Consider the following 25,358-nt stretch of genomic DNA (forward strand, 5'->3'; position numbering starts at 1 on the left):
TCTTCAAGATTGACCTTGCCGGGCGCTGCAGTTATTGACCGTCACCTGCACCAACATCGTGACCAGGCCTGACAGCGCGCGCCCATCGCCCGCATCTGCCCGCCTGCAAACCATAACGGCCGGCCGGCGTTCCCTTGGAACGTCCGCGACGCGCCGCCTGAACGGGATGAAGACAATGACCGCGACAGCCCCCTGGACCACCGCAAAACCAACCGCCCTGCTCGTTCTGGCCGACGGCACCGTCATCGAAGGCAAGGGCATCGGCGCCACCGGCAAGGTGCAGGCCGAAGTGGTCTTCAACACGGCCCTCACCGGTTACCAGGAGATCATGACCGATCCGTCCTATCTCGGCCAGATCGTCACCTTCACCTTCCCGCATATCGGCAATATCGGTGCCAATGACGAAGACATCGAAGACTTGACGCCGGCAGCACGCCACGGCGCGGTCGGCGTCATCTTCAAGGCCGACATTACCGACCCATCCAGCTACCGCGCCGTAAAACATCTCGACGCCTGGCTGAAGGCACGCGGCATCATCGGCATGTGCGGCATCGACACCCGCGCGCTGACCGCCTGGATCCGCGAAAACGGCGCGCCGAACGCGGTGATCGCCCATGATCCGAACGGCGTTTTCGATATCAATACCCTGAAGGCGGAAGCGAAGGCCTGGAGCGGGCTTGAAGGCCTCGACCTCGCCAAGGTCGCCTCCTCCGGCCAGACCTCGCGCTGGAGCGAAAAGCCCTGGGTGTGGAACGAAGGTTATGACGAACTGGCGGACGCCGACACGACGTATCATGTCGTGGCACTCGATTACGGCGTCAAGCGCAACATCCTGCGCCTGTTCACCGGGCTCGGCTGCAAGGTCACCGTGATGCCGGCAACGACATCGGCCGAAGACGTGCTGGCACAGAAGCCGGACGGGATCTTCCTGTCGAACGGCCCGGGCGACCCGGCGGCAACCGGCGAATATGCCGTTCCGGTGATCCAGGAGTTGATCAAGAGCGATATCCCGCTGTTCGGCATCTGCCTTGGCCATCAGATGCTCGGCCTGGCGCTCGGCGCCACGACCGAGAAGATGCACCAGGGTCATCACGGCGCCAACCATCCGGTCAAGGATCACACGACGGGCAAGGTCGAGATCGTCTCGATGAACCACGGCTTCGCGGTGGATTCGAAGTCCTTGCCCGAAGGCGTTGAAGAGACTCACATTTCGCTGTTCGACGGCACCAATTGCGGCCTGCGCCTCACCGGCAAGCCGGTGTTCTCGGTCCAGCATCACCCGGAAGCGTCGCCCGGCCCGCAGGACAGCCACTACCTCTTCCGCCGCTTCATCAATCTGGTGCGCGAGAAGAAGGGCGAACCGGCGCTGGCCGAACGCTGATATCTAACGTCATAGAATGCTCAAAAGCCCCGGTTCTCAAACGAGTACCGGGGCTTTTGCATTCAGCCGTTGAACACCACGGAAAGCTTGTTGCCGGCTGGGTCGCGCATATAGGCCGAATACCAGTCCGGCCCATATTGCGGACGGGCGCCCGGAGCACCTTCGTCGGTGCCGCCATTGGCCAGCGCCGCGCGGTGGAAAACCTCGACATCGCCATGCGACGTCACGATAAAGCCGACCATAGTGCCATTTCCGGGTGTCGCCGGTTCCTTGTTGAACGGTTCGCAGACCCAGAGCAGGAAACCTTCGCCCGTCCCGCCCAGAGTATAACCGTACCAGCCCGGATATTTGGCATGCGCGCTCCAGCCGATGGTCGCAAGCACGGCATCATAGAAGCGCACCGATACGGCATGATCCAATGTTCCAACAGTCGCATAAGCGGTCATTTCATCCTCCATTTGATCGCCCACTAAACTAAGCTGAAAAACAGAACAAATAAAGAACAAAATATCGATTTAGAATTGCCTTTTGCCTGGTTAGAACCAGTAGCGCTGCGCATAGACGATCGTCATCAGAGTGCCTGCAGCGATGACGACGATGCGGACAGTTTGGGCGGGGAGGATGCGTACGAGCATTCCGCCGATATACCCTCCTGCGAGAGCGCCAAGCAGCATCACGGTCGTTTGTGGCCAATGCACCCTGCCCTGAACAATGAAGATCGTCACGGCAGCCAAGCTGACACTGGTTGCGAGCAGGTTCTTCAAGACCTTGACCCGCCGGATATCGCCGGGATCAGCAACGGACAGGATTGCCGAAAGGATAATCCCCAGCCCCGCGCCAAAGAAGCCGCCATAGATCGAGGCAATGGCAAGAACGCTGGCGCCGCCAACCGGCGATGGCGGCCTGCCCGCGCGCCGCTGGGCCGTCCATCTCTGTAATTGCGGCGCAAAGGCAAACAACAGGGTGGCAAATCCGATCAAGGCAGGAACCGGCAGGATGAAAACGCGGTCCGGCAGCGCCAGGAGCAGCAGCGCACCAATGATTCCGCCAGAGACAGACACGAGGAGAGACAGACAAAATCCGCGATCCAGCGGCGGCATCTTTTCGCGGTCGGCGATCGCAGCGAGCAGGTGGCCGGGCAGGATGGCAACCGCGTTCGAGGCATTGGCTGCGACCGGCGGCAGGCCGGCCATCAGCATCACCGGGAAGGTGATTAACGTGGCGCCGCCGGCAATGGCGTTGATGATGCCGCCCACCAGGCCAGTCGTGACGAGAAGACAGATGATGCTGATATCCATCCGGCACAGATAGCGCCTGGGGGCAAAGCTGTCTGGAACGTTTGTGATCGTTCCGACGACAAGGCGTTATCGCATTCCCCGGCGATAGGCATCCGGGCTGATGCCGAAGACGCGGCGGAAATGGCGGCCGAAATGGCTTTGATCGGCAAAGCCGAGCTCTGCCGCCAGCTCTGCGATCGAGACATCGCCGCGCAGGCGCCGGCGGGCTTCGTTGAGGCGGCTGACAAGGCGGTATCCATTCGGTGGAATACCGGCCATGCGGGTGAACTGCCGGCTAAAACCTTCGCGGCTCAGCCGGTTGCGGGCGGCAATAGCGCTGAGCGGCTCCCGGCCGGACAGGAGTTTTGCACCCATCCGGTTCCCTTGCCTGTCGCCGTTCAGACGGCTCACCGAACCGAGACAGGCAACAATTCGGGGCAAGGCCGATGTGACGCCTTGCGTATCCGCATGAATTTCGGGCAGGTCAAAGACCATCGGCACTGCGCCGAACCCGTCGAGATCAAGATAGATGTTGAGACAGCGGGTTTCCTGGTGCGCAACGGGCAGGCTTTTATGCGGCACCCCGGCCGGGATATAGAGGCACTGCCCTGCCAAAACCGTGAAAACCTGATGCCCGACCTGGAACGTCCGGCCGCCAGTCAAAACGGCCGTCAGCTGAATTTGCGGGTGAAAATGCACGGCCATGCCGGGCGCGACGGTCCCACTCCAGAAGGCATATTCGACCTCCGGATGATGACCGTCACGGCGATAGGACCACCGTCCCGGCATGGCAGCACGCATCCCCGCCCCTCCCTTTCGCCAAGCCTTATGCTGGCCGCGCCAAAAGCTTCCGCTCCCGTTTCAGAAAGATGAAGAAGCGCCAAGTCAGCGAGACGCTAGCGGCGGCAAGGCCGAGCACGAAGCCGTACCAGACGCCAACACCGCCGAAGCCGAAGTGGAAGGCCAGGACATAGGCGGCGACGAAGCCGATCGCCCAGTAGGAGACCAGCGCCAGAAGCATCGGCACGGTGGTATCCTTCAGGCCGCGCAGCATGCCGGCGGCCAGTGCCTGGACGCCATCGACCAGCTGAAACGCACCGGCAATGACGATCAGCGGGCCGGCATAGGCGAGAACCTGCGCCGCATCCGGCCGGTTGATATCGAGATACATTGCTGCAAGCTCATGCGAAAACACCGCAAAAACCACACTGCCGATCAGCGCAAAACCGCAACCGACGACAAAAACGGCAATCGCCGCCCGCTTGATGCCTTCGGCATCACGGCGGCCATGGGCAAGACCGATGCGCACGGTCGCGACCTGCGCCAGCCCGAGCGGCACCATGAAGGCGACGGAGGCGAACTGCAGCGCAATACCGTGGGCGGCAAGCTCGACGGTGCCGATCATGCCCATCAGTAGCGAGGCAACGGTGAACAGGCTGACTTCGGCAAGGATGGTGACGGCGATCGGCAGACCGAGCTTGACGACATCCTTCAGCACCGGCCAATCGGGCCGCCAGAAGCGCACGAAAATCTCGTAGGAACGGGTCTGCGGCTGTGCCTGGATATAGATGTAAAGCAGCACGAAGCTCAGCGTATTGACGATGAGCGCCGAAATACCGGCGCCGACGATGCCGAGTGCGGGCGCGCCAAAATGACCGTAGATGAAGATATAGCAAAGAACGGCATTGGTCAGCAGCACGATGATCGTCACGTAGAGGATGATACCGGCGCGCTCCAGCGAGCTCAAGAAACCGCGCAGAACCATGAACAGCAGCGCCGGGAACATGCCCCAGAGCGCAATGTGCAGATAGCTTCCGGCAAGGGCTGCGACTTCTGGCTTTTGTCCCAGCATCAGCAGCACATGCTCGGCCTGCCACAGCACCGGCGCCATGATGACGCTATAGCCGAGCACTGCCCACATGCCCATGCGCACGGCCCGGCGCACGGCGACGCGGTCGCCCCTGCCTTCAGCCTGCGCCACGATCGGCACGACGGCATTGGCAAAACCCGAGCCGAAAATGAAGATGGTGAAGAACATCTGCGCGGCCAGAACCATTGCCGCAAGCTCGGTCGTGCCGAGGCGGCCAACCATCAGCACGTCGGTGGCATGAATGGCGAACTGCGCCAGCTGGGCGCCGACAAAGGGCACGCCAAGCGCGATGGTGGCGCGATAATGCGCCGACCAGGAGTTATCTGTGCGGACGCCCGTGTCGCTAGGGGTTGAAGTCAGCATGATGAGGATAGGCCTTTGGCTTCGTCGCAACCGGTATGGGCCGCAAGACGGAAGATTGGGAAATAGAACAACCACTCGAAAAGCACCAGCCAGAACGGCGAAAGTGCTTATTTTTTCATCCAAACATCACAAAACTTGATCGTTTTCCGGGCGTCAGCAGCCAAAAACCGGTTCAGGACGTTTGCGTGGCCGCAGCTTCGGATTCGCTCTTCTCGGCGATTGGACGAACTTTCAGAAGGTAAATGGTCACGGCCAGCACGACGAAGACGGCGCCGAGAAGATAGGGCGCACCGGCGAACGTGACGGAAGCCGAGGGGGCAGTGAAGAGACTGAAGATCTGCGCGAACATCAGTGGCCCGAGGATGGTCGTGAAGCTGGAAATGCTCGACAAGGCCCCCTGCAATTCGCCCTGCGCCGACGGCGGCACCCTGGCCGAGGCGATACTGCGCAAAGGCGGATCGGCAAGCGCTTCAAGGCAGGTGACGATGATGACGGCATAGACCATCCAGCCCTGGAAGGCGAAGGCATAACCGACAAGGCCGAGCCCGGTGAAGATCAACCCGACCGCGCCTGCCTTCCATTCTCCCAAAAGCGGAATGGCTTTGGGCAGGATAAACCCCATGACCAGCGCGCCGCAAATGCCGAAGATACCGAGCGACAGACCGATCTGGCCCTCACTCCAATTGTAGCGATAGGAGGAGACGAAGGACCAGACGGCGGGATAGACCGCATGCGCCTGCCAGAACAGGAAGAACACCAGAAGCACCCAGCCGATACCAGGATAATTGCGCATTTGCTTCAGCGCCCCGAGCGGATTGGCGCGCTTCCATTCGAAACGGCGGCGGTTATGGCTTTCCAAAGTTTCAGGCAACAGAAACCAGGCCAGGACAAAATTGACGAAGGACAGGGCAGCGGCGCCGTAGAAGGGAATGCGTGGGCCGAATTCGCCGAGCAACCCGCCCATGACAGGGCCGAGCGCAAAACCCGTGCCGAAGGCGATGCCGATCAGCCCAAAATTCTTGGCACGATTGGTGTCGTCACTGACATCGGCGATATAGGCAGCGGCGGTGGAGAAGCTGGCACCACTGATACCGGCCAGCACCCGGCCGACAAACAGCATCCAGTAGGTTGTCGCGAGCGCGCAGATCAGGTTGTCGAGTGCGAAGGTCAGCACCGAGGCCAGCAGGATCGGCCGGCGGCCGAAACGGTCAGACAGATTGCCGATCAGCGGCGCGAAGATGAACTGCATGCCGGAATAGACCAGAAGCAGCCAGCCGCCATCGACTGCCGCCTCGCTGATCGTATCGCCCGTCAGTTCCTTCAGATAGGCAGGCAGCACCGGCACGATGATAGCGATGCCCATGATATCGAGAAACAGAATGAGAAAAACCAGAGAAAGGCCACGCCGCGCTGACTTCGGATCAATCATCGAACAAACCTTAAAGGGCATCCGGCGGCGCGCGGATACAGAACGCGAACATGACAGGCAAATCGTCTGTATCGGAAAATTTTGACGGAAACAATACGTGAACATTTCAATGTTCGTGATGATTGCTTCGGGAACATTGATGGGCGCGGCAAGGCTGATACCTTGGCCGGCTCTCCAGAATAGTGAAGCAGGCCCTCAATGAGGAGGCGTGTGTTTGGGGGCCGCCATCGTCAATGGGGCTGCAAGTTCATTTTTTGCCTGGCCCTATCGGGCAGGCGCGATCATCCGGCGCAATGTGCCGTCGCGGAGAACGACGGCGTGGAAGAGTGCAGCGGCGGCGTGAACGACAATGAGGACGATGAAGACCGGTTTGCCGATGGAATGAACCTCGCCCAGATCCCAGATATCGAAATAGGTCAGCAGTCCTGTCACCGGCATAGCCGCCAGGAGAGCGTAGAATGCCCAATGCATCGCGCTTGCCAAAATGGACATCCAGCTTGTGGCTCCAGCCGCCTGGGGAACGCCGCTGACAACCCGGAGGATCAGGCGGATCAGGACCAGACAGAGCATAGCCAGCCCTACCCAGTAATGTGCGGAACCGAGAAACTGATCCTGGCCGGAGACCGTCGTTCCCTCTTCGGATGCATCGACGACAGCGGTCATGCTTTCGCCGAACAGCAGCTGAAAGATCACCAGGACCGCGATGGCCCAGTGAAGCATGATCTGAAGGGCGGAATAGCCTCTGGAAGAATGCGTCGCCATGTGATGGTCTCCATTGTGATGACATGGAGATGCAGAGTTTCACTGACGCCGAACTGAACGACCGGGAGATCCGGCATTATTTCACATAGACAATCTTGCCGCCGCTGAAGGCAGTCTGGATGCCGACTACGTTGCGCAGCTGGACGCGCTTCTTTTGGAGGAAACCACGCAGATAGGCATCGGAGCGGATTTCGTCCTGTGCTTTCGCGATGGTCTGTGGCGAAGGATAGCGATAGGTGCGCGGCACCTGCTGCGTCTCGTCATCGTCGTCAACCTCATCCTTGATGATGATGACGGTGATGCTGACCTGACCAGAAGCTGCGTCCCTTGCGTTGGCGAAACTGCCAAGCGACAGGGTCGCGATCAGGATGGCAAGTGCAAGCGTCACGAGTTTGCGCATGTCTTTACTCCTTGAAGGCCGGTGCTTGCAGCGACCGGCACCCGGTCGCAGGCCGGTGCCACACCATATAACGACCTGGTGCGCACTTTAGTTTCGCCGCTGCGGGGCTGTGTCCGTATAACAAGACACCACCATGCCGATCACCTTACATAGACGATCTTGCCGCCGTTGAAGGCGGTCTGGACGCCGGCGACGTTGCGCGCCGGAATGCCACGGCGCTGCAGGGCGGCCCGAATGTTGGGGGTGTTGCGGATTTCTTCCTGGCCCTTGGCATAGGTCTGCGCCGACGGATAGCGATAGGTTCGCGGCACCTGCTGGAAATCGTCCGGGCCAATGTAATCTCGGATGATGATCACCGTGACCCGTGGATTGGTATTGGCAGCCTGACGGGCCGTCTGTGCCTTCTGGGCATAGGCGGTGCCCGTCGCCAGCCCGGCGCCAAGCGGGGCTAAAAGGGCGGCAGCCAGAACAAGCGTGACGATCTTCTTCACTGTCTTTCTCCTTCAGACGTTTGCGGCCACGTGTGCCTCAACGGCCGGTATCATCGTGCATAAATGATCTTGCTGCCATCCAGCGCGGTTTGAATGGCGAGAACATTGTGCGGCCGGATGTTGCGGCGTTCCAGAGACGCCTTGATGACCGGATTGGAAGCGATTTCCGTCTGTGCCCGCGCGCGCGTCTCGGCGGAAGGATCGCGGAAGATGGCCGGGGCGCGATCGCCACCGCGATCACCGGACTTGATCATGATGACGGCAATGCCAGGCTCCATCGGATGTCCGAACAGAATGGTGCCGAGCGTTTCCGTCGCTGACGCAGGCGCCGTCGCCGATAGGGCGAGCGCCGCAGCCATAAATGTCAGGGTGATAATTTTCCGCATGGTATTCTCCTTCACTGGCCGTCCGGCTTTTTCACCAGCTTCCGTATCGATAGGAGAGATATAGGTTATCCCGTTGCTTTTGCGATTAGTAACAGCGCGGCGGACGAAATTTTTTAGAGCGGTCATGAGAAAACGGCGCGCCGGTAAAGGGACGCGCCGCCGACTGTTCAGATATTGCCGTTGAACGTATCGCAGGCGGATAGCTTGCCGCTGTCAAAGCCGCGCTTGAACCAGGCCGAGCGCTGCGCCGAGGTACCATGGTTGAAACTCTCGGGAACGACATAGCCCTGCGAGCGCTTCTGCAGCGTATCGTCACCGATTTGGGTGGCGGCATTCAGCGCTTCCTCAAGGTCGCCCTTGTCCAGAAGGCCCTTCTGCTCGGTATATTTGCCCCAGATGCCGGCGTAGCAATCCGCCTGCAGTTCCACCCGCACGGACATCTGGTTGGAATCCGCCTCGCTCATGCGCTGGCGCTGGGCATTGACCTTCGGCAGGGTACCCAGCAGGTTCTGGACGTGATGGCCGACCTCGTGGGCGATGACATAGGCCTCGGCGAAATCGCCGGATGCACCGAATTTCTGGGCCAGTTCATCGAAGAAGGCCATGTCGAGATAGACCTTCTGGTCGCCCGGGCAATAGAACGGGCCACTGGCCGACGAGGCCGTGCCGCAGGCCGAATTGATGCCGTCTCGGAAAAGCACCAGCTTCGGCTCGACATAGGTCTGGCCACTCGCCTGGAAGATGCCGTTCCAGGTGTCTTCGGTCTCGGCCAGTACGGTAGAGACGAAGGCCTTCGTTTCCTCTTCCTGCGCCGAACCCTGCGGCGAAGCGGATTGTGTCTGCTCATAGCCGGACTGGCCGGTCGATTGGCCGCCGTCGAGCACCTGCAAAAGATCGATACCGACCATCTTCAGACCGAAATAGATGACGACGAGGAAAATGATCGTGCCGATGCTCATGCCGCCACCACCGCCGGTCGGAAGGCGGAAACCGCCGCCACGGCCGAACGGATTACCGCCCATACCGCCTCGCACCGGACCCGCTCCGCGCTCGTCCTCGACATTGCCCGATTGGCGCCGGCCCTTCCATTCCATGATCTGGTCTCCCGTCTTAGCCGCTGCGGCTATCAATCTTTTCAAGACCATATAACGCGCCAGAGGGGATTTTGTACAAGACCCAAATAACAAAGTTTTTCACGCGCTAAAATTCAAACCGCCGTTGGCAGCCAGCGATGGGGCATGCCACTATGGACGCCATTGTTTTGGGAGGAACGAGCCTATGAAAGCCATGCGCCTGGAATCGATCGGCAAACTTTTCGTGCGCGAGATCGAGACGCCCGTTCCGGGGCCGGATGACCTTCTGGTGCGGGTCGAGGCGTGTGGCATCTGCGGCACCGATCGCCACCTGCTGCACGGCGAGTTTCCTTCGACGCCGCCGGTGACGCTCGGCCACGAATTCTGCGGCATTGTCGAGGCTGTGGGCGCTGATGTGAAGGGCTTCAAGCTTGGTGCGCGCATCACCGGCGACCCGAATATTTCCTGCGGCCGCTGCCCGCAATGCCAGGCTGGCCGCGTCAATCTCTGCCGCAACCTGAAGGCCATCGGCATCAGCCGCGACGGCGGCTTTGCCGACTATGTCATCGTGCCGCAGAAGCAGGCTTTCGAGATCCCGCTCGATATGCCCTCAAGCCACGGTGCGTTCTGCGAGCCGCTCGCCTGCTGCCTGCACGGCGTCGATATGGCGGAGATCAAGGCTGGCGCGTCGGTGGTGGTGCTCGGCGGCGGTGTCATCGGTCTGTTGACGGTGCAGCTGGCGCGGCTGGCGGGTGCGACCACCGTCATTCTGTCCACCCGGCAGGAAGCCAAACGGAAATTGGCCGAAGAACTCGGCGCAACCGCCAGCATCGATCCTTCGAACGGCGATCTCATCAAGGCGATCACTGGTCCGGACGGCCTGGTTCCCGGCGGTGTCGATGTGGTGATCGAATGCGCCGGTGTCGCCGCGACGGTCGAACAATCCACCCGGCTTGCGAAAGCCGGCGGCACCGTCGTCATCCTTGGCGTGATGGCGCAGGGCGAAACCGTCAGGATCGAGCCGTTCGACATTCTCTTTCGGGAACTGCGGGTGCTCGGCTCGTTCATCAACCCCTTCACCCACCGCCGCGCCGCCGATCTGGTCGCCTCCGGCGTCATCAACGTGGAAAAGCTGATCTCACGCACAATCACGCTGGAGGAAGCGCCGGAGGTGATCCGCAATCCGCCAGCTTCAGGAGAGGTAAAAGTGCTGGTGATGGCGGCAGCCGGTTGAGGCTCGATGGACGACAGGCGCTGCTGACTGCGGCCGTTCGTCCTGCAGGGCCGGATTTCGAAAAACTCGACCATCAACCGTGCTATAATTGCCGATGGGCAATCGATGTCCGGAAGGAATATATCCGATGATCTTGAAAGAGATGACCAGCGAAGACTGCGTTGACGTCCTCTCGCGGGGCCACATTGCCCATCTTGCCTGCGCCAAGGATAACCGGCCCTATGTCGTGCCGATCCAGTACGCGTTCGAATCCCCCAGCCTCTATGGGTTTTCGATGCAGGGCCAGAAAATCGACTGGCTGCGCGCCAACCCGCTGGTCTGCATGCAGGTGGGCGAAATCAAGGATAACGAGGCATGGCGGAGTGTCGTCGTCGAGGGACGTTATGAAGAATTCCCGGACGACGAGCGATGGCACAACGAGCGGCTCCATGCCTGGTCGCTGCTGGAAAAACGTGGCAACTGGTGGGAACCCGGCTCCTTGAAACCCGGCACGGCTGCAGCCGACGGCAAAAACACAACGCCGGTGTTCTTTGCCATTCATATTGACAGCGTCACCGGACGGCATTCCGTCGCCGGCGAAAACTGAAGCGGACTGAAAAGCCTGCATTAAGCTGCTTCGGGCACCCTATTTTACTTTCATATCGAGCCGCCGCAAGATCCACCCGCCAGAGGTGTGCGGGATATCTTGCGGCGGTTTACATCCGATCAGGCAGCGAAACGCTTGATGACGTCGGCCAGCGGCACATGACCGACGCAGGCGCCCGAGCCTGCCGGTGTTTCGCCGTCCTCGACCGCAAGCGCATATTGCACCACCGGTTCGGCTTCGATCCGGCGGCGCAGCGCTTGAAGTTTTGGATAGGCGTTGGCATCGATAGCCTGATGAAACTCCGCCCAGCGTGCCACGCCGATCAGCGTCGTATCGGCCAAACTGAGGCGGTCACCGGCCAGAAACGGCGTATCGCCGATCATCGCCTCAAGCTTTTCATGGCGCTCGACAACCGATTTGCGGCCGAAATCGCGTAGAAACGCCAATGTCTCCGGCGTCTCGCCTTCGGACTCAAGCGCCACCCACAGCGGCCCGAAGGAGCCGGTGAAGCCGGTATTGACGAAAGCCATCAGCTGCAGCATCCGGTCTGCCTCCGGTGAGCGGGGATCAAAGCTGATGCGGTGCTGGGTATCGCGGGCGGAAAGCCAGCCGGCAATCGCCATGGTTTCCGTCAGAACTGCGCCCTTGTCGGTGATCAGGACGGGCGTTTCCTGGCGGCCATTCAGGCGGGCATAGGCATCGGTCTTCATTTCGCTGAGCATGTCGACGCGGCAGAGGCGGTAGGGCTGGCCCACCTTTTCGAACGCAGCGACAAGCCCCATCGAGCTTCCCAGCGGGAAGCCGTGAATGAGAATAGGTTCCATTTTTCGTATCTCTTCTTGATGTTGATGGTGGCGCTGCGCAGCGATGGTTGACCCTAACCATTGGCGCCCCCATGTAAATTACGCACTCTTTTGTAACCAGGACCGCAAGATGAAAGACGTCGTTTCCCAATGTCCGATCGAAGAGACCATGCGCGTGCTGAGCGGCCGCTGGCCAACATTGCTGCTCTACTATCTCAAGGACGGCACCAAGCGTTTCAGCGATCTGCAGCGCGACAACCCGACACTGTCGCACCGGATGCTGGCACTGGAACTGCGCAAGCTGGAAAAAGCCGGTATCGTCCGGCGCACGGCCTTTTCCGGATATCCGCTGCGGGTCGATTATGACCTGACGGCTTCAGGCCACGCGCTCGTGCCGCTGATCGACGCGCTCGGAGATTGGTGGGAAGAGAATGCCGGCGCGCGGGTCGAGCCGGTGGAGGCAAAGATACGCCGGCCACTGATCAAGGCCGCCTGATACGGATGATCCGGCGGCACAGGTCTTCGGACTTGGCCGGCTGCTTCAAGCAACCGTGCAAGGGGCGCAGGAGAAGACAGTAATCCGCTGTCGGTGCGTGAGATTTGGGTGTAAACTGCGCGAATGAGCGACACCCAGCCCCTGTTTGCGGCGCTGCGCCAATCGGCGGGGCCGGACATTGTCGATGCCATCGAGCGGCTCGTGCATGACGCGCCGGACCGCAAGCTCGGCCGGGTGAACGCGCTGGCATTCGCCGCCAGCGAGGGGCTCGACGAGGAGCAGACGATCAACGGGTTCCTGCACGCCTCGCGGCTCGGCGTGTTCGAGATGTCATGGAATGTGCTTTGCCCCGGGTGCGGTGGCGTGCTCGACGCGAATACTTCGCTGAAGACGGTGCAGAGTGAGCAGTACATCTGTGCGCTCTGCGCTGCCGGTTACGAGCCGACGTTGGACGAGATGGTCGAAGTGACCTTCACGGTCAATCCGCGCGTGCGTCACATCGAAGCCCACAATCCCCACGAACTGCCGCCGCTGGAGTATTTTCGCCAGATCTACTGGGGCTCGGGCATCGACATGCCGGAGGACGATTACGAGGCAAAGGTCGACGAGTTCATTCTCGAAGCGCTTGAGCTGCCATCAGGCGAAAAGGCCGTCATCTCGCTGCAATTGCCAGAGGGGTTCGTGATGGTCTTCGAACCGGTGACCCATGCAGCGCAATTCCTCGATGTGAAGGGCGAGCCGACGAAGGAGCGAACGAGCCTTTCGCTGGTCTTCGATCGCGGGTTCCAGCACCGCGAGACGCTGGAACTACGGCCCGGCCCCGTGCGGATCATGGTGGAAAATCACACCGGGGTTCGCACGCTGCCGTCCGTATGCCTGGCAAACGACGCGCTTCACGATCTGCTTGGGCGCCGCCGCCCCTTCCTGACCGCCAAGCGCCTTCTCACCAATCAGACGTTCCGCGACATCTACCGGACCGACACGATCGATGTCGACCAACGGCTTAAGATCACCAGCCTCACCTTTCTCTTCACCGATCTGCGCGGCTCGACCGAACTTTATGAGCGCGTCGGCGACCTGGCCGCCTTCGATCTGGTAAAAACCCATTTCAGCATTTTGAACGAGATCGTCAGCGCCGAGGCCGGTGCTGTCGTCAAAACGATCGGCGATGCCGTGATGGCCACCTTCCCGACCCCGGACCGCGCCGTGGCGGCGGCGATGCGGATGCGCGATGCGATGCGCAAACTGAATGAAGAACACGGCAACGAGGATCTGCTTCTGAAAATTGGCATCCATGAGGGACCGTGCATTGCGGTGAGCCTGAACGAGCGGCAGGACTATTTCGGCCAGACCGTGAACATCGCGTCGCGGGTACAGCATCTCGCCACGTCCCGCGAAATCTTCGCCACAGGCTCCGTCCTTCAAGATTCCCGTGCTTTGCATGTGTTGACACAGCGCGGTGTGACACCGACATCGCACAACGTCGCCCTTCGCGGCATTACCGACCAGATCAACATTTTTGCGATTCCATGAGCCGTTCGCCTGCCGGCTGGCGAACTCCCGGCGAAACGAACGTTGCGACTGCCTGTATGGCAGGTAACACCGCGAACTTTCCTGTCGATTCCCGCATTTTCGGGGTTTCGCTTGACGCCACATTTCCCTATAAGCCGCTTCTAGCCTGAAAAGACCAAGCCTGCGCGCCCCGACCGGTGATCTCCCACCCTGGCCGGTTTTTTGCGCAGCCGGAAAAAGCGGATAGAGACCATGCCAAAGCGCCAAGACATCAAATCGATCCTCATCATCGGTGCGGGGCCGATCGTCATTGGACAGGCCTGCGAGTTCGACTATTCCGGCACACAGGCCTGCAAGGCGCTGAAGGAAGAGGGTTACCGGGTGATCCTGGTCAACTCCAACCCGGCCACCATCATGACCGACCCGGACATGGCCGATGCGACCTATGTCGAGCCAATCACACCGGAAGTGGTCGCCAAGATCATCGCCAAGGAACGGCCGGACGCGCTGTTGCCGACCATGGGCGGCCAGACGGCGCTGAACACGGCATTGTCCCTGAAGCGCATGGGCGTGCTCGACCGCTACAATGTCGAAATGATCGGCGCCAAGCCGGAAGCCATCGACATGGCTGAAGACCGCGCGCTGTTTCGCGAAGCCATGTCGCGCATCGGGCTGGAAACCCCGAAATCGCTGCTCGCCAATGCCACCGAGATCAAGGACGTCGATCGCAAGCTGCATGTCGCTGAGCGCGACAAGCTGAAGGCTCAACTGACCGGCGCCGACCTCGACAAGGCGCTCGACGATCTGGAAAACACCTGGAACCTAGGCGAGACCGATCGCAAGCAGCGCTACATGAGCCATGCCATGGCGATCGGCGCGCAAGCGCTCGATACCATTGGTCTGCCGGCCATCATCCGCCCGTCCTTTACCATGGGCGGCACCGGCGGCGGCATCGCCTATAACCGCTCGGAATTCTTCGAGATCATCGGTTCCGGCCTCGACGCCTCGCCGACCACCGAAGTGCTAATCGAAGAATCGGTGCTCGGCTGGAAGGAATACGAGATGGAAGTGGTCCGCGACACGGCGGACAACTGCATCATCATCTGCTCGATCGAAAACATCGACCCGATGGGCGTGCACACGGGTGACTCGATCACGGTTGCCCCTGCCCTGACGCTGACGGACAAAGAATACCAGATCATGCGCAACGCCTCGATCGCGGTTCTGCGCGAGATCGGCGTCGAGACCGGCGGCTCGAACGTACAGTTCGCCGTCAACCCGAAGGACGGCCGTCTCGTCGTCATCGAGATGAACCCGCGCGTTTCGCGCTCCTCGGCGCTGGCATCGAAGGCCACCGGCTTCCCGATCGCCAAGATCGCCGCCAAGCTGGCTGTCGGCTACACACTGGATGAACTCGACAACGACATTACCGGCGGCGCGACGCCGGCTTCGTTCGAACCGTCGATCGACTACGTCGTCACCAAGATCCCGCGCTTTGCCTTTGAAAAATTCCCGGGCGCCGGCACAACGCTGACCACCGCAATGAAGTCGGTCGGCGAAGTCATGGCGATTGGCCGCACCTTTGCCGAATCGCTGCAGAAGGCGCTGCGCGGCCTCGAAACCGGCCTCACCGGTCTCGACGAAATCGAAATCCCCGGCCTCGAAGACACCGGCGACAACCACAACGCCATCCGCGCCGCCATCGGCACGCCCACACCGGACCGGCTGCGCATGGTTGCCCAGGCACTGCGCATGGGCATGTCGGAAGCGGACGTCCATGACGGTTCGAAGATCGATCCGTGGTTCATTGCCCAGTTCAAGGCAATCGTCGACATGGAGGCCCGCGTGCGCGAGCACGGCCTGCCTGCAGACGCTGAAAACCTCCGCATGCTGAAGGCCATGGGCTTTTCCGACGCACGGCTTGCGACGCTCTCCAAGAGCCGCCCGAAGGAAGTCGCCGAGCTGCGCAACCGGCTGAACGTGCGCCCGGTCTACAAGCGCATCGACACCTGTGCTGCCGAATTCGCCTCGCCGACCGCCTACATGTACTCGACCTACGAGACGCCGTTTGATGGGCAAGCACGCTCCGAAGCGCAGGTTTCCGACCGCAAGAAGGTCGTCATCCTCGGCGGCGGTCCGAACCGGATCGGCCAGGGCATCGAGTTCGACTATTGCTGCTGCCATGCCGCCTTCGCGCTGAAGGATGCCGGCTATGAAGCGATCATGATCAACTGCAATCCAGAAACGGTGTCGACCGACTACGACACCTCCGACCGGCTCTATTTCGAGCCGCTGACGGCCGAAGACGTCATCGAAATCCTGCGTGCCGAGCAGGAGAACGGCGAACTGCATGGCGTCATCGTACAGTTCGGTGGCCAGACGCCGCTGAAGCTTGCTGAAGCGCTGGAAAAGAACGGCATCCCGATCCTCGGTACGGCACCCGACATGATCGATCTGGCCGAAGACCGCGACCGGTTCCAGAAGCTTCTGATGAAGCTCGACCTCAACCAGCCGAACAACGGCATCGCCTACTCGGTCGAACAAGCCCGCCTCGTCGCATCGGAAATCGGCTTCCCGCTGGTCGTGCGCCCGTCCTATGTTCTGGGTGGCCGCGCCATGCAGATCATCCATTCGGAATCGATGCTGCAGACCTATCTGCTCGACACCGTTCCGGGCCTCGTCCCGGAAGACATCAAGCAGCGTTATCCGAATGACAAGACCGGCCAGATCAACACTTTGCTCGGCAAAAACCCGCTTCTGTTCGACAGCTACCTGACCAATGCGGTCGAAGTGGACGTCGATGCGCTGTCGGATGGAGAGACGGTGTTCGTCTCGGGCATCATGGAGCATATCGAGGAAGCCGGCATTCACTCCGGCGACAGTGCCTGCTCGCTACCGGTCTACACGCTGTCCGACGAGATCGTCGATGAACTGGAGCGCCAGACCAAGGCGATGGCCAAGGCCTTGAAGGTCGGCGGCCTGATGAACGTGCAATTCGCCATCAAGGACGGCACGATCTACGTTCTCGAAGTCAACCCGCGCGCTTCGCGCACGGTGCCGTTCGTCGCCAAGACCATCGGCGCGCCGATCGCCAAGATCGCCGCCCGCATCATGGCCGGCGAAAAGCTCGACGACGCCATTGCCGCCTATGGCAAGAAGCCCAACCCGCGCAAGCTGAACCATATCGCCGTCAAGGAAGCCGTCTTCCCGTTCGCCCGCTTCCCCGGCGTCGACATCCTGCTCGGCCCGGAAATGCGTTCGACCGGCGAAGTCATCGGCCTCGATACCGATTTTGCGCTGGCCTTTGCCAAGGCCCAGCTCGGCGCCGGTGTCGACCTGCCGCGCGAAGGCACGGTGTTCGTGTCGGTGCGCGACGAGGACAAGGAACGCGTCCTGCCTGCCATCCGTCACCTGACCGAGATCGGTTTCAAGGTTCTGGCAACCGGTGGCACTGCCCGCTTCCTCGGCGAAAACGGCATCACCGCCACCAAGATCAACAAGGTCCAGGAAGGCCGTCCGCATATCGAAGACGCCATCCGCAACCGCCAGGTTCACCTCGTCATCAACACGACGGATTCAAACAAGGCGATCTCGGACTCAAAGTCGCTGCGCCGCGCGACGCTGATGCAGAAGGTGCCGTACTACACGACGATGGCCGGTGCCGAAGCAGCTGCCCGGGCGATCAAGGCACTCAAGGCCGGCAGCTTGGAAGTGCGCACGCTGCAGAGCTATTTCTGAGCGCATCAATCAGGACATCGGTATATCTGAGCGCAGACCATCCCGGTCTGCGCTGACGGACGTTCAGGAATTCGCGGCTGGGGAAGCATGGCGTTTGGCAAACTGACATACAGACCCGAGATAGACGGACTGCGTGCAATCGCCGTCTTGTCCGTCATGATCTACCACGCCAACCTCGGCTTCCTCAGCGGCGGATTCATCGGTGTCGATGTCTTCTTCGTGCTTTCGGGGTTCCTTATTTCATCCATCATTCTGGAAGAAGGCGCGCGCGGAGGATTTTCCCTTCTGTCCTTTTACAAGCGCCGGGTATTGCGAATTTTTCCGGCACTGCTGGCGGTACTGGCGGTTTGCCTTGTCGCCGGATGGTTCTGGTTCCCGCCGGTAGAATACCGGCGCCTGGCCGCCGCTGTCATGGGGTCGATAGGCTCCTATTCGAACTTCCATTTTTACAAGGAAGCTGACTATTTCGCACCTGATGCGATAACCCAGCCTTTGCTGCACACCTGGTCACTCGGTGTCGAGGAACAGTTTTATATCGTCGCACCTTTTTTCCTGCTTGCGGCTCTGCGCTTCCCGCGCGCGCGTCTGGCCGGTTTCCTGCTGTTCTTCGTTATGTCGCTGGCCTATTCATCGATTTCACTTTTCTATGACCGCCCCTTGTCATTCTACATGTTGCCTTCACGGGCGTTCGAATTGATGACGGGGGTGGCATTGGCTTTGGGGATTGTGCCCCCTCTGAAAAATTTACGCTATGCAGAAGCTGCAAGTCTGACAGGCCTTGCGCTTATCCTTATGGCCGCTTTTGCCTACTCCGATGGCACTGCTTTTCCCGGCCTTGCGGCTCTCGTCCCATGTCTTGGCACAGCACTGTTGATCCATGCAAACACCTCACAGCGCACGGCAACCGGCAGGCTTCTATCGACAGCTCCCTTCGTTTTTGTAGGAAAAATATCCTATTCTCTTTACTTGTGGCACTGGCCAATCCTCGCTTTCGCGATTTATCAGTTTGGCAGCGCTATCGGCCCCGCCGAAAGGATCGGCCTCCTTGCCGTGGCAACGGGAATCTCGGTGTTGTCCTACGCATGGCTTGAGCAACCGGCACGCAAAATTGGTTCGCGCGTGCCTCCAAAACAGGTGATCGTACTTGCACTTGGCGCCATTCTTGTCTGCTTCTTCGTGACCAAAACCATAAGACGAAACGACGGACTGCCGGGCCGTCTGCCGCCAGCAGCCGCAGATTTCGTTGCCGCCAATCCAGTGCGCCTCGATCTGGGCAATATCTGCGTCGATACAGTGCAACCGGTGTCTGAGAACACCGAAAGAATGGATTGCACGATCGGCAAGCCAAATACGCCGGAAACATTCTTGGTGGTGGGTGACTCCCACATGGAGGCTATCGCCGGTGAATTAGCGGCTATCGCATCAGCCAACGGTATCGCCGGACACCTGCTGTGGAACGGTGGCTGCCCGCCTCTTCTCAACCTGGAACGCCTTTCGGGTTTGTTCTCCGACACCTGCATCAAGCGCTTCGCGCGGATCCCGGAAATATTGAAAACAACAGGAATCCGCACCGTTGTCCTGCATGGGCGCTGGGCGGTCTACGATACGGGGCTTCCTACGGAGAACGAACCGCAAAGGGACCTCTATCCCTTCAGCAATGGTATTGCACAGAAGCACCGCGAGGTTTTCCAGACCATGCTGCGACAGACAGTCGATGAAATCAAAGCAACCGGACGCCGTGTGGTCATTATCGCCTCCGTGCCGGAAGCCGGCTTAAACGTGCCTCTTGAGATGACCAAGGCGCTGATGCGTGGCGGATACAAGGATTTTCCGATCGCCCGGGCAGCGTTCGACGCGCGTCAAAAGGACGTTATGCCTTTTTTCGAAAGCCTCGATGCTATCGATGGGGTGGAGATTTTATATCCGCATACGGTTCTGTGCGATGAAAAGCGGTGCAGGACGAGTGCGGCCGGAAATGCGCTTTATATCGACGACGATCATCTCAATCCCGCTGGCGCTGCACTGATAGCCCCTCTTTTGAAAAAAGCGCTCCTGCCGTGAATAACCGATAGATACGTAAATTTGGGGACCACGCACGCAGAAAACTGCTGGGACCAAGATGGCCTAAGTACCGCCCCTTCAAAGCTGTTCCATGATTGATAGTTTGGAGCGGCGATTGCTGGCCGCCGCTCCTAAAGGTTAGTCTCAGAGTGTAACCTCGGAGCGCGCCAGCCCGGCCGTCCGTATCGCGAAGAAAACGGACACGGCGGCGATGACGCAGCCGCTGCCGAAGACCAGCAGCATGGCGTGGCGTATGGTTTCGGCGGACGCAGTCGCGCCAAACCCCATGACATTGGCCACAAGGCCGAAGACTGCAGCGCCGATCGCGTAGCCGGCCGATTGCAGGGTCGGCAGCATGGCAGAGGTCCGGTCGCGCTCGGCGTCGGTGGAGACGTCCATCATCATCTGGCTGAGCGTGCCCCATGATATACCGAACCCGGCGCCGATCATTGCCTGTCCCGGCAGGACGAGCCAGAGCGTGTCCGTGCCGATGGCGATCACCACGGCGCCAAGCCCGATCAGCAGCAGCACCGGGCCAAGCAGCATGACCCGGTTGCGAAATGCCAGTGACCGGAGGCTGGCAACACCGATGGCCGACAGGCTCCAGGAAATCGCCATGACGGCGCTGAGCGCGCCGGCTGCAGTCGGCCCGAGATGCCAGAGGTGTTGCAGGCTGTAGACGAGGAAGACAGAGCCTGCCGCCTGCGCCAGCGGCATCAAAAGGATCACCCATAATCCGGTGCCGAGCGCCTTGCGCACGGTAAAGGCCGCCCTTGGCAGGACCGGATTGACCGAGCGCCGGTCGAGGTGAACGACGGTGACCAGAACTACACCCGCGCCGATCAGCAGAGCGGCCATCGGCAGGGTGCCACCGGCAATACCGGACAGCGAAATCATCAGGATGCCGGCGCCCGCAGCAAACAGGCGCGCGAAAGGAATGCTTGAGGCCTGCCCCGAGCCGGACACGCCGCGCGGAACGATGGCGAGAACGAGAATGATGAAGATTGCGGCGGCCGGAATGCTGACGAAGAAGGCGGCGCGCCAGGAGAAATGCTCGGTCAATCCGCCCGCAACCAGCGGTCCGGAAAACGCCGCCATCGCCCAAACGATCGCCTCGGCGCCGAAGACTTTGGGAACGAGGCGTGAGGGGAAAAGCTCGGGGATCAGCGCATAGCAAAGGGCTGCAACGATGCCCTCGCCCGCTCCCTGCAACAGCCGCCCGGCCAGAACCTCGGACATATCGGTGGCGGTGGTCGCAAGGATTGTGCCGGCGATGAAGACGACGGCGGCGGCAAGCAGCGTGTTTCTGGCACCGAACCGCTGCTTGAGATTGGCAGAGACAAGGCCGCCGATGATTGCGAAGACCAGATAGAGGGTGAAGGCCCAGGACAAAAGGGACGCACCGCCGAGTTCCTCGACTGCCGTCGGCAAGGCTGTCGAGATGAAGAACTCGTTGAAGGCGAACAGGGCGACCCCGAGGCAGAGCGTTATCGTCGACACGAGATAACGCGGCCGCATCAGTTCGCCCCATCCGCCGGCAAGTTCCGCAGGCATGCCGCTCGCCGGCTCTTCGGTGTAGGGGATATTGTCAGTCGTCATGCTTCCGTCTCCAGTCAGAAAGCGTGACTGTTACAACCTCAAGCACTATTGAGGTAAAGCCCTATTTTTGCTTCACGATCATTTTTTTCGCCGTCAGGCGGCTTGGGTCACCTGGCTTGACGATGTGTTGAAAAGGTCGCGCCCGATCCGGCGTGCTGCCTCCAGATGCGCGGCAACCTCCGCAGTCTCCAATCCGAGAAGAAGTTTGGATGTGGCTACGGGTGCACCACAATAGTCAAAAATGCCGTGATCGATCTGGGTCTTCATGGCGACGTCGTAACCCCGCCGCGTATAGGTTCCGGCATCGGCACCACCGATACCCACAAGATGGATATTCAGGTGACCCAGATTCTTGATGATTTTGCCACCCTGGCTGTCGTCATAGGCCCAGCCATTGGAAAAGACCCGATCGATCCATCCCTTGAGAAGCCCCGGCATCAACCACCAGTAGACGGGATAAACCAGCACAAGGGCATCGGCGCGATCGATCCGCGCCTGTTCGGCGGCAACATCCGACGGAATGGGCGTCTCCCGGCGGTGCGCAGCAATATCGGCCAGCTTGAAACCAGGATCAAAACCTTCGGCCGAAAGATCGGCAATTTCGAAGGAATGCCCCTCACCCGGCTGGGCTATCCCCTCGGCCAGATGCCGGGCGACGCTGTGGGTGAGCGAACCCTGATCGGGATGGGCGACAACGATGAGTGCGTGCATGTCAAAAGCTCCTGCTTTGCTGTTGCGGACGGAAGTCGCATCTTATATACTTTTAGTAAGTTACCTTTGGTATATAGCGATGTCAAGCATGGAAAACGCCGATCAGATCTCGCCCACCCGTCGACGCCTGTCGCGCGAGGAACGGCTTCGCCAGCTGCTGGATGTCGCCTGGCGGGTGGTTCGCACGGAGGGCACTGAAGCGCTGACGCTGGGTTATCTTGCCGAACAGGCAGGCGTGACGAAACCAGTCGTTTACGATCATTTCATTACGCGGCCGGGACTGCTGGCTGTGCTTTACCGCGAATACGATACACGCCAGACGGCACTGATGGACAAGGCGCTCGAAGACAGCGCACCGACCCTTGCCGGCCGGGCAAAGGTCATTGCGTCCTCCTATATCGAATGCGTATTTCTGCAGGGCCGCGAAATCCCGGGCGTCAGCGCAGCCTTGGCCGGCTCACCGGAACTGGAAAAGATCAAGCGCGACTACGAGACGGCCTTCACGCAAAAATGCCGATTGGCGCTTTCCCCCTTCGCCGGCAGCGGCACGATCGCGCCGGCCGGTCTCTGGGCGATGCTCGGGGCCGCCGAAGCCCTCTCCTATGCCGCTGTGACCGGCGACATCACCGCCGGCCAGGCCGAGGAAGAGCTTTACCAAACCATCCTGTCGATGGTTGGCCGCAGCGGCAGTTCATAACGATGATCAATATCCATCGATGATCGGCAGCACTTCGCCGGTGATGTAGCTGGAGCATTGCGGTGACGCCAGGAAGACGTAGGCCGGGGCGATTTCTTCCGGCTGCGCCGGGCGTTTCATCGGCGTATCGGCACCGAAGGTGGCAACGTCATGGGCCGCCTTGTCGGAGGGATTGAGCGGCGTCCAGACTGGCCCCGGAGCCACCGCGTTGACCCGGATGCCTTTTTCGATGAGCTGGCCGGACAGTGCCTTGGTAAAGGCATGGATTCCGCCCTTGGTCATCGAGTAGTCGATCAGCTGCTTGCTGCCCTGAATGCCGGTGACCGATCCGGTATTGACGATCGCGCTGCCCTCTTTCATGTGCGGCACGGCGGCCTGGGCCATGAAGAAGTAGCCATAGAGATTCGTCTTCAGCGTCTCGTCGAAATGCTCTTCCGTCAGGTCAAGCAGATCGGCGGTGTGAACCTGGAAAGCCGCGTTGTTGACGAGAATATCGAGCTTTCCGAAAACTTCGACGACGGCAGCCACAGCCTTCTGACAAAATGCCTTGTCTTTCAGGTCCCCGGGAAAGGTCATGGCCTTGCGCCCTTCCGCCTCGATCGCCTTGACCGTATCGTCGGCATCCTTGCCTTCGGCCAGGTGCAGGATCGCGACATCCGCACCCTCACGGGCAAACAGCACCGCCACCGCGCGGCCAATGCCGCTGTCGCCACCGGTAATCAACGCCACCTTGCCGTCGAGTTTGCCAGAGCCCTTGTAATAGGGCGCTTCATAAAGCGGTGCGGGGTCGAGCTTGTGTTCGGCACCGGGCTTGGGCTGATGCTGTTTGGGAAATGGCGGCACCGGATAAATCCGCGCACCAGCCTGCATGGCTTTTGGTTGGGAAGACTTTTCCGTCTTGTCCTTGGCATCCGCCTCGGCGACCTCAGCCTGGATATCCGCGCTGCTTTTCCGCCGTGCGGGCGGCTGCGTTGAGCCGTTCGGCCATGGCCTATCTCCTCGGTTACTCTGGTCGGTTATTCTATGAAATCTGCGTTGGCTTGATCGTGCCGACCGAAACGATGCCATCGACGACACCGCGCGGGCCGGTTGCCGCAACGCCCATCTGGTCCAGCATTTCGACAACGGCATAGAGCCGCTCGTTGCGGAAGGCACTGGCGTCGCGGGTAGAATTGCCTTCCGCAGGCGCTGCATCGATTTCTGTGAAATCCAATTCAGCCTCTGCGGCTGTAATACGGGCATCGGCCGCCGAAAAAGCCCGGACGATGATCTCGCCCTGATTTTCGGCGCTGTCCCAATTGGGGTCACCCGCTCTGGCAACGGGAACAAGCCGGTAGAGCTTTAGTTTATCCTGTGGGCGACGGTTTTCCTGCATGATCAAGTCTCGCTTTCCGGCGCGGCAACGGTGCGCGCCTGTTCCTGATGTTCAATGGCCTTCGCCCGCAAAAGCGCCGCAGTGACAATCGATTCGACCTCATCGTCAGCGATCTGCTGCGTTGCAAAACTGCCATTGGGCTCCACTCCGGGGTCTTCCTCATGGTCGGAAACTGTTTCGGCATCGCGCCGCAAACGCTCCAAAAACGCCCTGCCCTCGACGCCACCTGCCAGAAACGCAGTCAGTGCGAGCAAAAGCTTCCGATGGGCATTGAGCCGCCCTTCAAGCTGTTCGGGTGACAGGTTCTGCATCGTTTTGTCCTCGTCTCGGGGAACCAACGGGCGCTGCCATGAATTGTTCCGTTCAATCCGTTTCCGGAGCAGGATGGAGGCCGATGCCGTGTGGCCGCTTCCGATTAATCTGGCTTTTGCACTCCGCTTTCTGCTATAAGCGATGTTCAAATGTTTCCGACGGTTCCGGGGTTAACGCTCCGGTGACCGTTTTCTTTTGTGCTGACGCCTGCCTGAGCGGGCGCTGCATGGACTATGAAGGACAGTGAAATGGTCGAAAAAGTACCGATGACTCAAAGCGGATTCGCCAAGTTGCAGGAAGAGCTGCGTTGGCGTCAGCAGGAAGAGCGCCCGCGGATCATCGAAGCGATTTCCGAAGCGCGCGCCCATGGCGACCTTTCGGAAAACGCCGAATATCATGCGGCCAAGGAAGCCCAGAGCCACAATGAAGGCCGCATCGGCGAAGTCGAGGATTACGTCGCACGCGCCGAAGTCATCGACCTGTCGAAGATGTCCGGCTCCAAGATCAAATTTGGCGCCACCGTCAAGCTGATCGACGAGGATACCGAAGAGAACAAGACCTACCAGATCGTCGGCGACCAGGAAGCCGACGTGAAGCAGGGCCGTATCTCTATCTCCTCGCCGATCGCCCGTGCGCTGATCGGCAAGGAAGTCGGCGATTCGATCGAGGTTGTTGCACCCGGTGGCTCGAAGGCCTACGAGGTCCTCGCGATCAACTGGGGCTGATCTCCGGTAACTCCATTGAAAAGCCCGGACGGCGCGCAAAGCTGCCTCCGGGCTTTTTTCGTTAGATGAAGGACAAG

The 25,358-nt window shown here is 60.3% G+C and carries 25 protein-coding genes; 9 read left to right on the top strand and 16 right to left on the bottom strand.

The window, feature by feature from the left end; translation table 11 throughout:
* The first annotated feature begins 175 nt into the window (after positions 1-175).
* Positions 176-1,381 carry a glutamine-hydrolyzing carbamoyl-phosphate synthase small subunit gene (gene carA, locus ACQY8Q_RS26835; RefSeq protein WP_428429595.1) on the top strand — a complete coding sequence of 402 codons (1,206 nt, stop codon included), beginning with the start codon at positions 176-178 and terminating at the stop codon, positions 1,379-1,381.
* Positions 1,382-1,443: 62 nt separating this feature from the next.
* Here the strand turns inward: carA and ACQY8Q_RS26840 are convergent, their stop codons facing one another.
* From ACQY8Q_RS26840 to ypfJ, 10 genes are all read right to left on the bottom strand, one after another.
* Positions 1,444-1,827 (bottom strand): VOC family protein, encoded by a 384-nt coding sequence (locus ACQY8Q_RS26840; RefSeq protein WP_428429596.1) that lies wholly within the window; start codon positions 1,825-1,827, stop codon positions 1,444-1,446.
* Between the two features lie 90 nt (positions 1,828-1,917).
* Entirely contained in the window at positions 1,918-2,679 is a 762-nt protein-coding gene (locus ACQY8Q_RS26845; protein ID WP_428429597.1) for a sulfite exporter TauE/SafE family protein, read from the bottom strand.
* Between the two features lie 66 nt (positions 2,680-2,745).
* Entirely contained in the window at positions 2,746-3,459 is a 714-nt protein-coding gene (locus ACQY8Q_RS26850) for a helix-turn-helix domain-containing protein (RefSeq protein ID WP_428429598.1), read from the bottom strand.
* A 25-nt stretch (positions 3,460-3,484) separates the two neighbouring features.
* The gene (locus ACQY8Q_RS26855; protein WP_428429599.1) at positions 3,485-4,891 is read right to left on the bottom strand and encodes an MATE family efflux transporter; all 1,407 of its coding nucleotides are present in this window, start codon (positions 4,889-4,891) and stop codon (positions 3,485-3,487) included.
* A gap of 172 nt (positions 4,892-5,063) precedes the next feature.
* Entirely contained in the window at positions 5,064-6,320 is a 1,257-nt protein-coding gene (locus ACQY8Q_RS26860; protein ID WP_428429600.1) for a TCR/Tet family MFS transporter, read from the bottom strand.
* A 264-nt stretch (positions 6,321-6,584) separates the two neighbouring features.
* Positions 6,585-7,082, bottom strand: coding sequence for a cytochrome b (locus ACQY8Q_RS26865; protein WP_428429601.1), 498 nt, complete (start codon positions 7,080-7,082; stop codon positions 6,585-6,587).
* A 76-nt stretch (positions 7,083-7,158) separates the two neighbouring features.
* A complete protein-coding gene (locus tag ACQY8Q_RS26870; RefSeq protein WP_428429602.1) occupies positions 7,159-7,482 on the bottom strand; it encodes a hypothetical protein in 324 nt (107 codons plus the stop codon).
* A 140-nt stretch (positions 7,483-7,622) separates the two neighbouring features.
* Positions 7,623-7,973 carry a hypothetical protein gene (locus ACQY8Q_RS26875; protein ID WP_428429604.1) on the bottom strand — a complete coding sequence of 117 codons (351 nt, stop codon included), beginning with the start codon at positions 7,971-7,973 and terminating at the stop codon, positions 7,623-7,625.
* Positions 7,974-8,023: 50 nt separating this feature from the next.
* Positions 8,024-8,359, bottom strand: a complete 336-nt coding sequence (locus ACQY8Q_RS26880) for a hypothetical protein (RefSeq protein ID WP_428429605.1) — start codon at positions 8,357-8,359, stop codon at positions 8,024-8,026.
* Positions 8,360-8,526: 167 nt separating this feature from the next.
* On the bottom strand, positions 8,527-9,453 hold the full coding sequence (ypfJ, locus tag ACQY8Q_RS26885; protein WP_428429606.1) for a KPN_02809 family neutral zinc metallopeptidase: 927 nt from the start codon (positions 9,451-9,453) through the stop codon (positions 8,527-8,529).
* Between the two features lie 184 nt (positions 9,454-9,637).
* Between ypfJ and ACQY8Q_RS26890 the strand changes: the two genes are divergently transcribed.
* Positions 9,638-10,666: a zinc-dependent alcohol dehydrogenase family protein gene (locus ACQY8Q_RS26890; protein ID WP_428429607.1), complete on the top strand. Its 1,029-nt coding sequence runs from the start codon at positions 9,638-9,640 to the stop codon at positions 10,664-10,666.
* 127 nt (positions 10,667-10,793) lie between these two features.
* Positions 10,794-11,252 carry a pyridoxamine 5'-phosphate oxidase family protein gene (locus tag ACQY8Q_RS26895; protein ID WP_428429608.1) on the top strand — a complete coding sequence of 153 codons (459 nt, stop codon included), beginning with the start codon at positions 10,794-10,796 and terminating at the stop codon, positions 11,250-11,252.
* A 119-nt stretch (positions 11,253-11,371) separates the two neighbouring features.
* Here the strand turns inward: ACQY8Q_RS26895 and ACQY8Q_RS26900 are convergent, their stop codons facing one another.
* On the bottom strand, positions 11,372-12,076 hold the full coding sequence (locus ACQY8Q_RS26900; protein ID WP_428429609.1) for a glutathione S-transferase family protein: 705 nt from the start codon (positions 12,074-12,076) through the stop codon (positions 11,372-11,374).
* A 109-nt stretch (positions 12,077-12,185) separates the two neighbouring features.
* Here ACQY8Q_RS26900 and ACQY8Q_RS26905 point away from each other — a divergent pair, with 109 nt between their 5' ends.
* The 4 genes from ACQY8Q_RS26905 to ACQY8Q_RS26920 all read left to right on the top strand — a co-directional run bounded on the left by ACQY8Q_RS26905 (position 12,186) and on the right by ACQY8Q_RS26920 (position 19,862).
* Positions 12,186-12,551: a winged helix-turn-helix transcriptional regulator gene (locus ACQY8Q_RS26905; protein ID WP_428429610.1), complete on the top strand. Its 366-nt coding sequence runs from the start codon at positions 12,186-12,188 to the stop codon at positions 12,549-12,551.
* 123 nt (positions 12,552-12,674) lie between these two features.
* Positions 12,675-14,084, top strand: a complete 1,410-nt coding sequence (locus ACQY8Q_RS26910) for an adenylate/guanylate cyclase domain-containing protein (RefSeq protein WP_428429611.1) — start codon at positions 12,675-12,677, stop codon at positions 14,082-14,084.
* Between the two features lie 231 nt (positions 14,085-14,315).
* On the top strand, positions 14,316-17,801 hold the full coding sequence (gene carB / locus ACQY8Q_RS26915; RefSeq protein WP_428429612.1) for a carbamoyl-phosphate synthase large subunit: 3,486 nt from the start codon (positions 14,316-14,318) through the stop codon (positions 17,799-17,801).
* Between the two features lie 87 nt (positions 17,802-17,888).
* Entirely contained in the window at positions 17,889-19,862 is a 1,974-nt protein-coding gene (locus ACQY8Q_RS26920; protein WP_428429613.1) for an acyltransferase family protein, read from the top strand.
* Positions 19,863-20,006: 144 nt separating this feature from the next.
* Here the strand turns inward: ACQY8Q_RS26920 and ACQY8Q_RS26925 are convergent, their stop codons facing one another.
* Positions 20,007-21,461: an MFS transporter gene (locus ACQY8Q_RS26925; protein WP_428429614.1), complete on the bottom strand. Its 1,455-nt coding sequence runs from the start codon at positions 21,459-21,461 to the stop codon at positions 20,007-20,009.
* Positions 21,462-21,554: 93 nt separating this feature from the next.
* Complete coding sequence (locus tag ACQY8Q_RS26930) at positions 21,555-22,172, bottom strand: NAD(P)H-dependent oxidoreductase (protein WP_428429615.1); 618 nt, start codon at positions 22,170-22,172, stop codon at positions 21,555-21,557.
* A gap of 79 nt (positions 22,173-22,251) precedes the next feature.
* Here ACQY8Q_RS26930 and ACQY8Q_RS26935 point away from each other — a divergent pair, with 79 nt between their 5' ends.
* Positions 22,252-22,869 (top strand): TetR/AcrR family transcriptional regulator, encoded by a 618-nt coding sequence (locus ACQY8Q_RS26935; protein WP_428429616.1) that lies wholly within the window; start codon positions 22,252-22,254, stop codon positions 22,867-22,869.
* A gap of 6 nt (positions 22,870-22,875) precedes the next feature.
* Here the strand turns inward: ACQY8Q_RS26935 and ACQY8Q_RS26940 are convergent, their stop codons facing one another.
* From ACQY8Q_RS26940 to ACQY8Q_RS26950, 3 genes are all read right to left on the bottom strand, one after another.
* Positions 22,876-23,805, bottom strand: coding sequence for an SDR family oxidoreductase (locus ACQY8Q_RS26940; RefSeq protein WP_428429888.1), 930 nt, complete (start codon positions 23,803-23,805; stop codon positions 22,876-22,878).
* A gap of 85 nt (positions 23,806-23,890) precedes the next feature.
* Positions 23,891-24,244, bottom strand: coding sequence for a hypothetical protein (locus ACQY8Q_RS26945; protein WP_428429617.1), 354 nt, complete (start codon positions 24,242-24,244; stop codon positions 23,891-23,893).
* Between the two features lie 2 nt (positions 24,245-24,246).
* Entirely contained in the window at positions 24,247-24,555 is a 309-nt protein-coding gene (locus tag ACQY8Q_RS26950) for a hypothetical protein (RefSeq protein ID WP_428429618.1), read from the bottom strand.
* Positions 24,556-24,804: 249 nt separating this feature from the next.
* Between ACQY8Q_RS26950 and greA the strand changes: the two genes are divergently transcribed.
* Positions 24,805-25,281, top strand: a complete 477-nt coding sequence (greA, locus tag ACQY8Q_RS26955; protein WP_428429619.1) for a transcription elongation factor GreA — start codon at positions 24,805-24,807, stop codon at positions 25,279-25,281.
* The last annotated feature ends 77 nt before the right edge of the window (positions 25,282-25,358 follow it).

It is taken from the genome of Pararhizobium sp., assembly GCF_965279435.1.
GTDB lineage: Bacteria > Pseudomonadota > Alphaproteobacteria > Rhizobiales > Rhizobiaceae > Pararhizobium.